Below are 14,318 nucleotides of genomic sequence, written 5' to 3' on the forward strand. Positions count from 1 at the left end.
GTGTCTTCTACGGGGCAGACGGCCCGCCTGATTTGTAAACACAAATGAGAACCGTTATCTTCTACGGATACCCAACACCGGAGACTTCATCCATGTCACCTCGCACGCGCATGCGCTTCCTGGCCACGCCGCTGCTGGCCCTGAGTCTGGTCGGCGCCGCCCACGCCCACGGCGAATACGGCGAGCACGTCGAACATTTCGAGGACCATCTGGATACCTACGCGGCCGACGTCGAGGCCATGGCTGCCACCATCGATGCCGTGGCCGCCGGGGACAAGAATATGGAAGCGCTGGTCGAGCAGTGGGAGGCGGTGAAGATCCACGGCGCGGTCGAAGAAGTGGCCACGCCGCTTTATCCACCGGTCTGGGCCGGTATCTCGCAGCTTCGCAACGCGCTGGACAACGATGCCGACGACGCGGTCGTCGAGGCGCGGGCCGACCAGCTCAAGGCGGCACTCAATCAGGGCCTGGGCGCGCTGAAGTGGGCCGCCGCCAGCGGCGGGCAGGCGTCCGAGGACCACCACGACGACGAGCATGGCCACGACGAGTCGCATGGTGCCACCGGCCCGGCCGCCGTGGACACCATCGTCGACGAGCTGGAGCAGGCCGTCGCCCTGTACGAGGATGACAAACTCGAGCAGGCGCAGGCGCTGATCCAGAAGGCCTACCTGCAGCGCTTCGAATATCTCGAGGGCGACCTGATCGAGCAGGACGCCAAGCTGGTGGCGGCGCTGGAAGAGGACTTCAACGGCCATCTGCCCACACTGATGAACGATGGCGCCGATATGGCGGCGGTCAACGCCCGGCTGGATACCATGCGCGAACGCCTGAACCGCGCCAGGCAGATGCTGACCGACAGCGACAAAGACAAGCCGGACGTTTTCTAGTGGATCGCCGTACGCTGCTGAAAGCCGCCCTGGCCCTGGGCCTGGGGGGCACCGCGGCGCGGCTGCTGGCCGCCGACAACCCGGCCGTGTCGGCGGACTCGCTGGCAGCGCTGAGCGGCAAGCTCACCGTCTACCTCGGCCACGGTGAGGGCGGGCTGTACACCGATATCGTCGGCGCCATCCGCGAGCGCAACCCGGCGCTGGATCTGGCGCTGCGCCGGGCCCCGTCCAGTGCCCTGGCCAACACGCTGGTGGCCGAGGCCGGTGCCGGCGGGCCGCGGGCGGACCTGTTCTGGTCGGTGGATGCGGCCTCGCTCGCGGTGGTTAACGGGGCCGGCATGGGCCGCCGGGTGCCCGACGACATCCGCGGCCAGATCCGGCCCGAGTTCCGCTACGATCGCTGGGCGGCGCTGTCCGGGCGCATCCGGTCGCTGCCCTACAACACGGCCAGGCTGTCGCCCTCGGATCTGCCGGACCGCATCATGGACCTGCCCGACAGCGACCTGCGCGTTGGTTGGGCGCCGTCCTACGCCGCGTTCCAGGCATTCATCGCGGCGATGCGACTGCTGGAAGGCGAGGCCCGCACGCGACGCTGGCTCGAGGCGATGAAGTCGAAAGCGCAGAGCTACGCCGGCGAACTCGGCGTGGTGCTGGCTACCGCCCGCGGCGAGGTCGACGTGGGGCTGGCCAATCACTATTACACCCTGCGGCTGAAATCGGGCGACCCGGACGCCAGCGTGGCCCTGGGCTTCACCCGCGACGACGCCGGCTGCCTGGTCAACGCCGCCGGCACCGCACTGCTGTCGGACCGGGCCCTGCCCGCGGACTTCACCCGCTACCTGCTCACCCGCGAGGTCCAGACCTTCCTCGCCGAACAGGCCTACGAGATTCCGCTGGTGACCGGCGTGGCACCGCCGGCCGGGTTGCCGTCCATGGATACCATCCAGCCCCCGGAACTGGACTTGGCCCGCCTGTCCGAACTCAAGCCCGCCCTGGCATTGCTGCGCGATACCGGCGTGCTGTGAAGACACCGCTGTCCTACTGGCTGAGTCTGCCGGTAGCGGCGGCGGTGCTGGCCCCGCTGGCGGTACTGGCCTGGCTGGGCCTGCAGGCGGACCTGGCATTCGATGCCAGCAACGCGGCGATCGTGATCAACAGCGTGCTGCTCACGGTACTGACCGTGTTCGGCGCCATCCTGCTGGGCGTCCCGCTGGCCCTGGCTACCACCTACATCCGGCTGCCCGGCCGCCCTCTGTGGCTGGCGCTGCTGGCTGCGCCCCTGGCCATGCCCAGCTACCTCGGCGCCTTCGCCTATTTCGCGGCCTTCGGCCCGGGCGGCACGCTGGAAACGCTGACCGGCGCTGCCACCCCGAACGTGCGCGGGCTGGCCGGGGCCACGCTGGTTATGACGCTGTACACCTATCCCTTCGTGCTACTAACCACGCGATCGGCCCTGCGCCATCTCAATCCCGCCATGCTGGATGCCGCCCGCACCCTGGGCCTGTCGCCCGGGCGGGCCCTGCTCAGCGTGGTGCTGCCGCGGGCGCGCAACGGCATTGCCGCTGGCGCATTGCTGGTGGCCTTGTATACCCTTTCCGACTTCGGCACCCCGGCCATTCTGCGCCTGGACACGTTCACGCGGATGATCTTCGTGGAATACAACGCCTTCGGACTGGATCGCGCAGCGCTGCTGTCCCTGCAGCTGCTGGCGCTGGTGGCCGTGATCCTGTGGCTGGAAACCCGTTTCGGCGCCGAGCGCGAACGCCCCACGCGGACCGCGACTCTGGACCTCGGGGCGGGCTGGCGCGCCGCAACCATGACCGCCGGCCTGCTACTGATGCTGGCCGCACTGGCGCTGCCGCTGCTGGTGTTCGGTCATTACCTGTGGCGCGAGGGTCTGGGTGACTTCGACCCGATGCTGGCCTGGCACTCGGCCTATGCGGCCGGACTGGCCGCCGTCGCCGCGGTGGTGGTGGCCCTGCCCGTGGCCTATGCCGCCGGGCTGGGACGGGGCGGGCGGCTGCTCGAGCGTATCGCCCATCTGGGGTTCGGCGTGCCCGGCATCGTGCTGGCCACCGCGCTGGTCTACGTGGGCCTGCAGCTGTCGGTGCTCTACCAGACCCTGGCGCTGCTGGTGATCGGCTACGTCCTGCGCTTCCTGCCGCTGGCGGTGGGCAGCCTGCGCACGCGGCTGGAACGCATCGAACACCACCAGATCGCGGCCGCCCGCAGCCTGGGCGCTGCACCGTTCGAGGCCTTCCGCCGGATCACGCTGCCGCTGGCACTGCCGGGCATCGTGGCCGGCGCGGCGCTGGTATTTCTGGAAGCCATGCGGGAACTGCCCGCCACCCTGCTGCTGCAGCCTACCGGCTTCGAGACCCTGGCCACCTATCTGTGGCGGGTCTACGAGGCCGGTTACCTGGGCCGCGGGGCGGTGCCGGCGCTGCTGCTGGTGCTGATTTCGGCCGGGGCGCTGGTGGCCCTGCTCACCGGCGAGGAGCGGGCCGGGGAGGTCCGCGGCGCATGAGGCGGGGGCGGTCATGCTGAGTCTGGATGGCCTGGTGGTGCGTTACGGCGACACGGTGGCGGTGCGCGGCATCGATCTGACCCTGACCGATAACGAGATCGTGACCCTGGTCGGCCCCACCGGCTGTGGCAAGACCACCGTGCTGCGGGCGGTGGCCGGCCTGGAATCCCCCGGCGAGGGCCGTATCCGCATCGGCGGCCTGACCATCGATGCCCATCATCCAGTGCCGCCGGAGAAGCGCCGTACTGGCCTGGTGTTCCAGGATTTCGCCCTGTTTCCGCATCTGGACGTCTATCGCAATGTCACCTTCCGCCTGCGGGACACGGCGCCGGCCGAGCACTGGCTGACGGTGCTGGGGCTGGACGCGGTGCGCCACGCCATGCCGGATACCCTGTCCGGCGGGCAGAAACAGCGGGTGGCCCTGGCCCGGTCGCTGGCCCACGCCCCGGCACTGATGCTGCTGGACGAGCCGCTGTCCAATCTCGACGCCGCGCTCAAGACCAGCCTGCGCTGGGAGATCCGCGACGCCCTCAAGGCTGCCGGCGTGCCGGCCCTGTGGGTGACCCACGACCAGGACGAGGCCCTGTCCGTGGGCGACCGCGTCGGCATCATGCGCGACGGCCGACTGGAACAGGTGGGCCCGCCGGAAACCTGTTTCCGGGACCCGGCCAGCCGCTTCGTGGCGGAATTCCTCGGCGAGGCGGCGTTCCTGCCGGGCCGGCATGCCGCGGGCCGGCTGGACACCCCGCTGGGCCGGGCCAGCGCCACCGACGGCCCGTCGTTACCCGATGACGTGGATGTGCTGCTGCGCCCGGACGATCTGACCCTGAGCACGCAGGGCGACCACAACGCGGAAGTACTGAACGGCCGCTACGAGGGCGAAACCCGGCTGTACCAGCTGCGGCTGAACTCGGGCACGGTGCTCAAGGCCCGGGTCAATCACGAGGTGGTGCTGGCGCCCGGCACGGCCGTGCATACGAGCATCGCCGCCGGGCATCCGCTGACCGCGTTTCCCCGCCAGACCTAGAGCCTGGCCCGCGGCCCCTGGTTGCGCCAGTACATGATCAGCGCGAAGCCGAAGGCCATGCCGCCCAGATGGGCGAAATGGGCCACGCCGCTGGCCGTCCCGGTCACGCCGAAGAACAGCTCCAGCCCCCCGTAGCCGATCACCAGCCACTTCGCGGTCATGGGAATGGGCGGAAACAGCAACATCACCCGGGCGTTGGGAAACATCATCCCGAACGCCAGCAGGATGCCGAACACCGCCCCGGAGGCCCCGACCGTGGGGTGAGGCTGTCCCGGCGACAACAGCGCGAGGGTAAGCAGCTGCGTGATGCCGGCGCCGACGATGCAGACCACGAAGAAGATCAGGAATCGGCGCTGGCCCCAGACCTCCTCGATCACCCGCCCGAACATCCACAGCCCGAACATGTTGAAGAACAGATGGGCGAAGTTGCCGTGCAGAAAGCCGTAGGTCAGCAGCTGCCAGGGGGCGAATGACGGCACGCCCGGTCCCGCCCCGAGCGGCCACAGAGCGAAGTACACCATCATCGGCTGCAGGAAATTCAGCTGCAGCAGAAAACCGATGCCGTTGGCGATCAGCAGCCACTTGATCATCGGCGGCACGGCGGTAATGGCGAAGGGATCCTGGCGCATCGGGGGAAAAGCGGGGCAAGCGGCCGCCGAGGATAACGCATCATCCCGCCGCTTCGCGTCGTAGGCGGGAATGCGTTACGGTGAAAAACTCGCCAAAGATGGGGGAATACCGCATGAGCAAGCTGCCCAAGATCGCGCGCTTCGGCGGCAAGCGCGACGAGACCAACGCACTCGGGATGATCATTCATCCGGTCGTGTTCTACGCCTCGGCCGCCATCATCATCGGCATCGTCTTTCTCACGGTGCTCAACACCAAGCAGGTGGAATCGCTGTTCTCGACCATCCAGTCGGGCATGTCGGACCGCTTCGGCTGGCTCTACGTCCTGGCGATGAACATCTTCCTGGGCTACGTCGTGTTCCTGGGCTTCTCGCGCTACGGCAAGATCCGCCTGGGCGGGCCCGATGCCAAGCCTGATTTCAGCGTCTGGGGCTGGTTCGCCATGCTGTTTTCCGCCGGCATGGGCATTGGCCTGCTGTTCTTCGGCGTGGCGGAACCGATCTACCACTACAACAGCAATCCGCTCGGCCCGGACGGCAATGTGCAGGCCGCCAAGGATGCGATGACCATCACCTTCTACCACTGGGGGCTGCACGCCTGGGGCGTCTATGCCCTGGTGGGACTGTCGCTGGCCTTCTTCGGTTTCACCCTGAATCTGCCATTGACCATCCGCTCGGCCTTCTACCCGCTGATCGGCGACCGGGTACGCGGGTGGATGGGCAACAGCATCGACACCCTGGCAGTGGTGGCCACCTTGTTCGGCGTGGCCACCTCGCTCGGCCTGGGCGTGCAGCAGGTGTCCGCCGGGCTCGAGCACATTTTCGGCATCCCTCAATCAAGCTTGGTGCTGATGCTGCTGATCGCGGTGGTGACCGGCATGGCCACCATTTCCGTCGTCCTCGGTCTGGATGCCGGGATCCAGCAGTTGTCCAAGCTCAATATCGTGCTGGCCGGCCTGCTGATGCTGTTCCTGCTGCTGGTGGGGCCGACCCTGTTCCTGCTCGACAACTTCGTGCAGAACCTGGGCAACTACCTGCAGCGGCTACCGTCCATCTCCTTCTGGTCGGAAGGGCTCCAGGGCGACAACGGCGGCTGGCAGAACAGCTGGACCATCTTCTACTGGGCCTGGTGGATTGCCTGGTCGCCTTTCGTGGGCATGTTCATCGCCCGCATCTCGCGCGGCCGCACCATTCGTGAATTCATTACCGGCGTGCTGCTGGTACCGGTGCTGGTGAGCTTCTTCTGGCTCACCGTGTTCGGCGACACCGCCCTGTACAACGAACTGTTCGGGGCCGGCACCATCGCCGCCGCCGTCAGCGAGAACATCGACACCTCCATCTACGTGCTGTTCGAGGGTTACCCGCTGGCCGTGGTGACCTCGATCCTCGCGATGATCGTCGTGATCGTGTTCTTCGTCACCAGTTCGGACTCGGGCTCGTTCGTGATCGATATCATCTCGTCCGGCGGCCACGAGAACCCGCCGGTGGGCCAACGTGTGTTCTGGGCGATCCTGGAAGGCGTGGTGGCGGCAGTGCTGCTGGTAGCCGGCGGTCTGGGCGCGCTTCAGACGGCCTCGATCACCGCCGGTCTGCCATTCACCATCATCCTGCTGTTGATGTGCTGGTCCCTGATTCTGGGGCTGCGCACCGAATGGCGGGCACGCGGCAGCGTCTACGAGGCGCAGGCCGACCCGACTGTCGAGTCGGAAACAACCGAGAGCCGCTAGCCAACCGGCTATCCGCTTGATTCCGCCCGCGCCGGCAACCGTCGGCGCGGGCTTTTTCATGCCCGCTTGCATCGTCCGCGCTCTTGACCGCGTAATGGAGCAGACGTTTGCCAGCAAGGCCGGACCATGAAGACCGAACTGATCGCCGGATTGTTCAACTGGGCGGTGCTGTTATCGGGATATGCCGATCCGGGCGCCCAGCCCGCGCTGGAATTCCGCGAGCATTCCTTCTTCGTGGAAAACGCCTGCCAGGGTCAGGAATGCCGGGTCATGGGCTGGTACAACGATGCCGACGTGGTCTACCTCGACACCAGGCTGGAAGACCTGGAGTCCACCTTCGCCCGCAGCCTGCTGGTGCACGAGTTCGTGCACTACCTGCAGCATCACAGCGGTGAACTCGAGGACTACTCCTGCGCACAGCAGATAAGTCGGGAACGCGAGGCCTACTCGATCCAGCGCCAGTACATGGCGGAAGTCCACGGCGAGGCCTATTTCCACATGATGCGGCCGGCGCTTTGCCGGGACGAGAGCGGAGACTCGCCGGCGGGGCCGAATTAGGTCGGCGACATGCCCCTTTACCGGGGGAGCGTCGGAGTGAGCAAGAAGATTCCGCCCCGCTGACGCGGGCCGGGTGCGGTCGCCTCTTCCCTCCCGTTAGCGCTTGCCGCCCGACCGCCGGGGCATCGGGTAAACGGGCCACGGATGGCCCGTTTAGTACCGTTCAGGACACGACGTCCTGTCGGCACGGCCCGATTCATGCCCCGGCGGTCGGGCGGGAATCCCCCGGTCAGCCTTCGCTGACCGGGGGACAAGCGGTCCGGGTCGCCTTTCTTTTAGTCTCTTTTCTTTGGCGACGCAAAGAAAAGAGACTCGCCCTTCAGGGCGAAATTCTTCTACGGCGGAAATCAGTGAGGCCCGACACTCTCAACCAGTTCATCCCCATCACGATCGCCCCTCGGCGCGGCAATCCGCACCAACCGCCGCCCCCGCCACCAGGCAAATACCGCCGCCAAGACACTGGAAACACTCGCCGCCGCGAACACCGCCCATAGCCCGAAGACCAGCGAGCCGATCCAGGCCAGCGGCACGTACAGGCCGAATGCCCGGGTGAGGCTGAGCGTGGTGGCCGACAGCGGCCGCCCGGCGGCGTTGAGCATGGCGTTGACACAGATCAGCAGCCCGTAGCCGGCGAACGAGATCGGCACGATCCACAGGTAAAGCGCCGCCGCCTCGACGGTTTCGGGCTGGCTGTCGAACACTGACGCCAGTTGCGCCCCGAACAGCGCCAGCAGGGCCGCCATGGCCAGCCCCCAGACGACGCAGAAACCGGCCGCCACCGCGAGCACGCGCGCCACGCGCTCGGTACGGTCCGCGCCCCAGTTCTGGCCCACCACCGGGGCAATGCCGGCGGTGAGGGCCAGAATCGGAATCATCGCCAGCGATTCTATCCGCGTGGCCACGCCGAAGCCGGCCACCGCCGGGGCGCCAAACGGCGCCACCAGCGCGGTCACCACCGCAATGGAAATGGGGTTGACCATGTTGGTGGCGGCCGCAGGCAGCGCCACGTGCAGCACCGCCCGGGCCGAGGCCTTGAGATGCGCCCATTGCGGCCAGGCCCATTCGATCAGATGCATCCGGTAATGCAGCACCGCCAGCGTCAGCAGCAGCGACGAGGCCCGCGCCAGCGCCGAGGCCAGCGCGGCCCCCTCGAGCCCCATGGCCGGCACCGGCCCCAGGCCGAAGATCAGGATCGGATCCAGACCAATGTTGGCAATCGCCGCCCAGACCATCAGCATGCTGGGCAGGCGAGCGTCGCCGCAGGCCCGGATCACGTTGTTGCCGACCATCGGCACCACCAGGAACGGCATGCCCAGATACCAGATCACCATGTAGTCGGCGATGCGCTCGCGCATGTCCGGTCCCGCCCCGAGAGCGGCGAACAGCGGATCGATGGTGAGCAGACCGACCACCACGAAACCGATCACGATCAGCAGCGCCAGCACCAGGCTGTCGGTGGTCAGGCGCCGCAGCCGGGCGTCGCTGGCGGTGGCCATCTGCCGGGCCAGCACCGAGCCCACGCCGATACCCAGCCCCAGCGCCAGGCTCATGACCGTCATCACCACCGGGAAGGTGAACGCCAGCGCCGCCAGCGGTTCGGTGCCCAGTTGACCGACGAAGAATGTGTCGGTGACGTTGATCGAGATCACCGCCAGGATGCCCCAGATCATGGGGATGGACATGGCCGCGAGGTGGCCGGACACCGACCCCTCGGTCAGGCGCGCGTGGTTGTGGCGGTTGGCGGAGGGCTGGCTCACGCGCGCTGCCCGATACCGATGTGCATGATGGTCTCCGGTCCGACGGCGAATAACTGGTTGCCCAGGCGGGGCTTGACGGGCTGGCCGCCGGTGAAGCGGCCGAACGCGGGCAGCACGCCGCACTCGGCGCCGAACCAGAACACCGGTGCCCGCAGCCGCTCGCTGCCCTGGCGCAAATGCACCACCGGGTGCCAGTGCCCGGCCAGGGCATAGGCACCCTCGACCGGCCCCGGCTCGTGGCGGAAGGCGAAGGGCGGCTCGAATACCGTCCCGCGCCGCCAGTCTAACGCCCAGTCGTCCGGTACGCTCGCCAGCCGGTCGTGGTTGCCGCGGGTTACCAGGATATCCAGCGCCGCATGACGCCGGCGCCAGGCCGCGAAGGTGTCCAGCCAGGCTTCGTCGCCGGCGGGCGGCGCGTGCAGGAAATCCCCCAGAATCACCAGCCGCTGACTGCCGGTTTCGGCCAGGGCCCGGGACAGGCGGTCGAGGTCGTCGCGGGTGGCGCCGGCCGGAATCCCCAGCCCCTGGCGCCGGAATACCGACCCCTTGCCGAAGTGCGGATCGGCCAGCAGCAGGATGCCGGCCCGCGGCCAGTGCAGGGTACGGTCGGCCCGCATGATCAGGCGCTGTCCCGCCACGTCGAAGCGGCGCTGGCTCACGCGTCGGCCTCGGTTTCCAGCGACTCGGCCATACGGGCCACCCGGTCGCGCCAGGACTCGGTGCTGACCTGGCTGGCCACCCGCTCGGCCCACAGCGGAAACGCCATCGGCGTGAGCCGCTCACAGCGCACCAGACGAATCCGCTGCGCGGCAACCGCGGCCAGGGCCGACTGCAGCCGCGACACCTCCAGCTCCCGCGCCATCACCTCGCGGCGGGCCTGATCCAGCAGCAGGTTGTCGGCATCGTACTCACGCAGCACGTCGAATATCAGCCCGCTCGAGGCCTGCAGCTGCCGCGCGCTCTTGTTGCGGCCCGGGTAGCCGGAAAACACCAGCCCGGCCACCCGGGCGATGTCGCGGAACGCGCGGCGCGACAGCTCGGCGGCATTGACGCACTGGTCGAGATCCGCGAGCAGATTCGACGGGGACAGGGCCGCCTGCAGGTCCGCCGCGGTCAGGTCAATCGCCGTGCGGGTGACCAGCTCGAAGCCGTAATCGTTGACGGAGAAACGGAAACTGGCCGGGTGATCCCGGGCGATACGCCAGGCCGCCAGCGCGGACAGCCCCTCGTGGGCGAGCCGGCCGGCAAACGGGTAGACGAACCAGTGCCGGCCCTCGCGGCTGGTGACGTGCTCCACCAACAGTTCATCCGCCGCGGGCAGGGCCGACCAGCGCTGCTGCACCGCCAGCAGCGGCCGCAGTGCCTGCATTTCCGGCGGCTCGAAACGGCCCTGCCGGGCCTCGTCCAGCAGGTCCCGGATCGCTGCGGCCAGGGTGCCGGAAATGGCCAGCCGGCCGCCGGCCCAGCGCGGCACGTCACGCTTGCCGCGTCTGGCCGCGCGAACATAAGCGGTCAAATCACGCACCCGCACCAGTTCCAGTAGCCGCCCACCGAACAGAAACACATCCCCCGGCTTGAGCCGGGCAATGAAGCGTTCCTCCACATGGCCGAGACGGCCGCCGCGCTGGAACCGGACCTGCATGGCGGCATCGCTGCTGATGGTGCCGACACTCATGCGATGGCGGGCGGCGATGCGCCGGTCCGGCACGCTCAGCCGACCGCCTTCCTCATGCACCCGGTGATACTGCGGATAGGCGCCCAGCGCCCGGCCGCCCCGGGTGACGAAGGCCAGGACCCAGTCCCATTCGGCGTCACCGAGATCCGCATAGGCGTGGGTGCCGGCGACTTCGGCTTTCAGGGCCGAGGCGGTCACGCCGCCGCCCAGCGCCCGCGTGACCACGTGCTGGGCCAGCACGTCCAGGGGCGCAATCAACGGTTCGCGGCCTTCGATGCGGCCGGCTTCGGCCATGCGCCGGGCGGCGGCAATCTCCACCAGCTCGAATGCATGCGTGGGCACGCACAGCACCCGGCTGGTGGCACCGGGCTGGTGGCCGGCGCGACCGGCCCGCTGCAGCAGGCGGGCCACGCCCTTGGGGCTGCCGATCTGCAGCACCTGATCCACCGGGGAAAAGTCCACCCCCAGATCGAGACTGCTGGTGGCCACCACGCAGCGCAGGGACCCCGCGCGCAACCGGGTTTCGACCTCGTCGCGCAGGCCGCGGTCGAGCGAGCCGTGATGCAGGGCCACCTGTTCCAGCCAGTCCGGCCGCTCGCGCAGGATCGCCTGGTACCAGAGTTCCGCCTGGGACCGCGTATTGGTGAACAGCAGGGTGGTATCGGCGGCCGCTAGCGCGTCGATCACCGGGCCAATCAGCGATGTGCCCAGATGCCCGGCCCAGGGGAAGCGCGCCATCTCGGCGGGGCGCAGCGAGTCGATCACGGTGCTTGCCAGCACCGCGCCCTGTACCAGTCGCCCGGCGCTGCCGTGGCCCAGGAGCACATCCCGCGCCTGGCCCAGATTGGCCAGCGTCGCCGACAGTCCCCAGGTGCGCAGGGCCGGCCGCAGCGCCCGCAGCCGGGCCAGGCAAAGCTCGAGCTGCACCCCGCGCTTGCTGCCGAGCAGCTCGTGCCACTCGTCCACCACCACCGCGCGCAGGTCCGCGAACAGGCGATCGTGATCGGCGTAACTCAGCAGCAGGGACAGGCTTTCCGGCGTGGTCACCAGCACCGAGGGCAGGCGTTTGCGCTGGCGGGCCCGGGTGGCGCTGGTGGTGTCACCGGTGCGGCGTTCCACCGTCCAGGGCAGCCCGAGGTCATCGATCGGCTGGCGCAGATTGGCCTCGGTATCCGCCGCCAGCGCCCGCAGCGGGGTGACCCAGAGCACGCGCAGCGGCGGGGTCGCCGTGCCCGGATCGGCCAGCCATTCCAGCAGTGGCCCGAACAGCGCGGCCAGGGACTTGCCGGTCCCGGTCGGTGCGTGGATCAGGCCCGATTCCCCGGCCCGGTAGGCCTGCCAGGCCTCGCGCTGGAAATCGAACACCGACCAGCCGCGGCCGGCGAACCAGGCTTCGACCACTTCCAACCCGGCTGGCCCCGGGTCGTCGCCACCCATCACCGGGCTAGCGCAGGGCATTGAACCTCGCCGCCATGCGCTGGCGCCAAGCCCGCGCCTGCCGGTGAACGCCAGGGAATTTCAGGCGCATCCAGGCCAGGCCGCGGCGCACGGTACGGGAGTAGGGCGCCAGCAGCACCAGGGAGATCAGCAGGAACAGCACCCCCTGCAGGATCGGCAGCACCAGCCCCAGGATGCCCAGCACGAACATGATCAGGCCCAGGCCGATGCGCAGGACATCCTTCCAGGTGTAGTCGGCAACCGATTTAACGTTCACGGGGCAATAGTTCCTTGACCTGTTGCAGGGTGTCGGCGTCGGCCACCGACAGATCCCGGCGCCAGCGGGCAATCCGGGGGAAACGCACGGCGATGCCGGACTTGTGCCGCGCCGATGGCTGGATGCCTTCGAACGCCAGTTCGAACACTTGTTCCGCCTGCACCGACCGCACCGGCCCGAATCGCTCCAGCGTATGGCGGCGCAGCCAGCGGTCCAGTTCCAGGATTTCGGCGTCGGTGAGCCCGGAATAGGCCTTGGCGAACGGCACCAGCTCGTCGCCGTCCCGCAGGCCGAAGGTGTAGTCGGTCAACAGATTGGATCGCCGACCATGCCCCGGCTGGGCGTACAACAGCACCGCATCGATGGTGTACGGATCGACCTTCCACTTCCACCAGTCACCGCGGGTGCGCCCCACCCGGTAGGGCGATCCGAGTCGCTTGAGCATGAAGCCCTCGGTGCCGAGATCACGCGAACCGGCCCGCCGCGTTTCCAGCGGCGCCCAGCCGGATTCGTGCACCGACGCCGACAGGCCGATGGCCGGGTCGGCATCCGCCAGCACCTCCTCGAGCCGCGCCCGGCGATCCTCGATCGGCTGTTCGCGGATGTCGGCACCGGCCTGCTCGAGCAGATCATAGGTCATGAAACGCACCGGCGCTTCCGCCTGCAGGCGGGCCGACGGTTTCAGACGGTTGATCCGCCGTTGCAGCTGAACGAACGGCAGCGGCTTGTCGGCGTCGACCGGCCAGGCGAGAATTTCGCCGTCCAGCACCAGCCCGTCAGGCAGGTCGGCCGCGGCGGCCTCGATTTCGGGAAAGCGCCCGGCCATCAGCTCCTCCCCCCGCGACCAGAGGTGGCACTCACCCCGGCGCCGTATCAGCTGGGCCCGGATACCGTCCCACTTCCACTCCACCAGCCAGTCCGATACCGGCCCGAGATCGGCCACCGTCTCGCCGGGTGCCTGCTCGACCGGCGAGGCCAGAAAGAAGGGATAGGGCCGGGCGGCATCCTCGCCGTGATCGTCCGGGTCGACCAGTCGCCGGAAGGACTCGGCATCCGGCTGCCAGCGGCCCATCAGGCGATGCGCCAGCACCGCCGGTTCGATGCCCGAGTATTCGGCCAGCGCCCGGGTCATCAGGCGTCGCGACACGCCCACGCGGAACGCCCCGGTCAGCAGCTTGTTGAGCACGAACCGGCCTTCCAGCGGCAGGCTGCGCCAGAACCCGGTCACCGCCGTGCGCTGCGTCGCCTCATCCGCCTGCCGCAGCGGCAGGATGTCTTCTGCTACCCAGTGATGCAGCGGCCGATCCAGACCGGCCTCGTCGGTATCGACTGCATCAAGCAGCAGGCTCACCGTCTCGGCCAGATCGCCGACCGCCGAGTAGGTTTCCTCCACCAGCCACAACGGCATGTCGGTTTCCGCAGCACACCATTCCCGTAAACGCGCGGTGGGAATCAGCCGCTTGAGCCGCCGGCCGGCCAGGAAATGCACCGCCCAGGCAGCGTCGGCGGCCGGGGCTTCGGCGAAGTAGTCGCGCATGGCGGCGACCTTCTCGCCGGTGGCGGTGGTGGCGTCGAGGCGGATGTAGAGGCTGGTGAAGCGGCGCATGGCGAGAGTTATGCCCCGCCCTGGTTTGAGAGCGAATGCCGGTCGCTCGTGATAGAAAGTTGGGCATTCCACCACGGCTTGGCTGTGTCTGAAGATTCCGCCCCGCTTGCGCGGTCCGGGGCGTCTTTCCTTTGGTGACTTTTCTTTGACGATGCAAAGAAAAGACACTCGCCCAGCAGGGCGAAACCCCAGGCCCGACGCGCCATCTCAAAGG

The 14,318-nt window shown here is 68.4% G+C and carries 12 protein-coding genes; 6 read left to right on the top strand and 6 right to left on the bottom strand.

What is annotated here, in order from left to right; genetic code table 11:
• Positions 1-92: 92 nt before the first annotated feature.
• Genes RM531_RS10045 through RM531_RS10060 form a run of 4 tightly spaced genes read left to right on the top strand, consistent with a single transcriptional unit; the run spans position 93 to position 4,441 of the window.
• Positions 93-887, top strand: a complete 795-nt coding sequence (locus RM531_RS10045) for a hypothetical protein (protein ID WP_311659019.1) — start codon at positions 93-95, stop codon at positions 885-887.
• Positions 887-1,912 carry a substrate-binding domain-containing protein gene (locus tag RM531_RS10050; protein ID WP_311659020.1) on the top strand — a complete coding sequence of 342 codons (1,026 nt, stop codon included), beginning with the start codon at positions 887-889 and terminating at the stop codon, positions 1,910-1,912. Before RM531_RS10045 ends, RM531_RS10050 begins: the two co-directional genes overlap by 1 nt.
• Entirely contained in the window at positions 1,909-3,414 is a 1,506-nt protein-coding gene (locus RM531_RS10055) for an ABC transporter permease (RefSeq protein WP_311659021.1), read from the top strand. Before RM531_RS10050 ends, RM531_RS10055 begins: the two co-directional genes overlap by 4 nt.
• A gap of 13 nt (positions 3,415-3,427) precedes the next feature.
• The gene (locus RM531_RS10060; RefSeq protein WP_311659023.1) at positions 3,428-4,441 is read left to right on the top strand and encodes an ABC transporter ATP-binding protein; all 1,014 of its coding nucleotides are present in this window, start codon (positions 3,428-3,430) and stop codon (positions 4,439-4,441) included.
• On the opposite strand, the gene RM531_RS10065 is transcribed toward RM531_RS10060, so the two are convergent.
• On the bottom strand, positions 4,438-5,070 hold the full coding sequence (locus tag RM531_RS10065; protein WP_311659025.1) for a rhomboid family intramembrane serine protease: 633 nt from the start codon (positions 5,068-5,070) through the stop codon (positions 4,438-4,440). The two genes, RM531_RS10060 and RM531_RS10065, sit on opposite strands and share 4 nt — an antisense overlap.
• Positions 5,071-5,183: 113 nt before the next feature.
• On the opposite strand from RM531_RS10065, the gene RM531_RS10070 reads away from it, so the two are divergent.
• On the top strand, positions 5,184-6,794 hold the full coding sequence (locus RM531_RS10070) for a BCCT family transporter (RefSeq protein WP_311659028.1): 1,611 nt from the start codon (positions 5,184-5,186) through the stop codon (positions 6,792-6,794).
• A 126-nt stretch (positions 6,795-6,920) separates the two neighbouring features.
• Positions 6,921-7,352 carry a hypothetical protein gene (locus RM531_RS10075; protein WP_311659030.1) on the top strand — a complete coding sequence of 144 codons (432 nt, stop codon included), beginning with the start codon at positions 6,921-6,923 and terminating at the stop codon, positions 7,350-7,352.
• A 347-nt stretch (positions 7,353-7,699) separates the two neighbouring features.
• On the opposite strand, the gene RM531_RS10080 is transcribed toward RM531_RS10075, so the two are convergent.
• From RM531_RS10080 to RM531_RS10100, 5 genes are read right to left on the bottom strand one after another with little or no spacing between them, the layout of a single operon-like run.
• Entirely contained in the window at positions 7,700-9,109 is a 1,410-nt protein-coding gene (locus RM531_RS10080) for an MATE family efflux transporter (RefSeq protein WP_311659032.1), read from the bottom strand.
• A complete protein-coding gene (gene pdeM, locus RM531_RS10085; protein WP_311659034.1) occupies positions 9,106-9,768 on the bottom strand; it encodes a ligase-associated DNA damage response endonuclease PdeM in 663 nt (220 codons plus the stop codon). Before pdeM ends, RM531_RS10080 begins: the two co-directional genes overlap by 4 nt.
• A complete protein-coding gene (locus RM531_RS10090; RefSeq protein WP_311659035.1) occupies positions 9,765-12,242 on the bottom strand; it encodes a ligase-associated DNA damage response DEXH box helicase in 2,478 nt (825 codons plus the stop codon). Before RM531_RS10090 ends, pdeM begins: the two co-directional genes overlap by 4 nt.
• Complete coding sequence (locus tag RM531_RS10095; RefSeq protein WP_311659036.1) at positions 12,229-12,498, bottom strand: hypothetical protein; 270 nt, start codon at positions 12,496-12,498, stop codon at positions 12,229-12,231. Before RM531_RS10095 ends, RM531_RS10090 begins: the two co-directional genes overlap by 14 nt.
• Positions 12,488-14,104: an ATP-dependent DNA ligase gene (locus RM531_RS10100; RefSeq protein ID WP_311659038.1), complete on the bottom strand. Its 1,617-nt coding sequence runs from the start codon at positions 14,102-14,104 to the stop codon at positions 12,488-12,490. Before RM531_RS10100 ends, RM531_RS10095 begins: the two co-directional genes overlap by 11 nt.
• Between the last annotated feature and the right edge of the window lie 214 nt (positions 14,105-14,318).

The sequence above is a fragment of the Spectribacter acetivorans genome, assembly GCF_031846305.1.
In the GTDB taxonomy this organism is placed as follows: domain Bacteria; phylum Pseudomonadota; class Gammaproteobacteria; order Nevskiales; family Salinisphaeraceae; genus Spectribacter; species Spectribacter acetivorans.

Excerpts from the sequence above, each read along its gene's own strand:
- RM531_RS10045 (WP_311659019.1), top strand. The coding sequence starts at position 93 with ATGTCACCTCGCACGCGCATGCGCTTCCTGGCCACGCCGCTGCTGGCC.
- RM531_RS10090 (WP_311659035.1), bottom strand. The coding sequence starts at position 12,242 with ATGCCCTGCGCTAGCCCGGTGATGGGTGGCGACGACCCGGGGCCAGCC.
- RM531_RS10100 (WP_311659038.1), bottom strand. The coding sequence starts at position 14,104 with ATGCGCCGCTTCACCAGCCTCTACATCCGCCTCGACGCCACCACCGCC.
- RM531_RS10060 (WP_311659023.1), top strand. The coding sequence starts at position 3,428 with ATGCTGAGTCTGGATGGCCTGGTGGTGCGTTACGGCGACACGGTGGCG.
- RM531_RS10075 (WP_311659030.1), top strand. The coding sequence starts at position 6,921 with ATGAAGACCGAACTGATCGCCGGATTGTTCAACTGGGCGGTGCTGTTA.
- RM531_RS10065 (WP_311659025.1), bottom strand. The coding sequence starts at position 5,070 with ATGCGCCAGGATCCCTTCGCCATTACCGCCGTGCCGCCGATGATCAAG.
- RM531_RS10070 (WP_311659028.1), top strand. The coding sequence starts at position 5,184 with ATGAGCAAGCTGCCCAAGATCGCGCGCTTCGGCGGCAAGCGCGACGAG.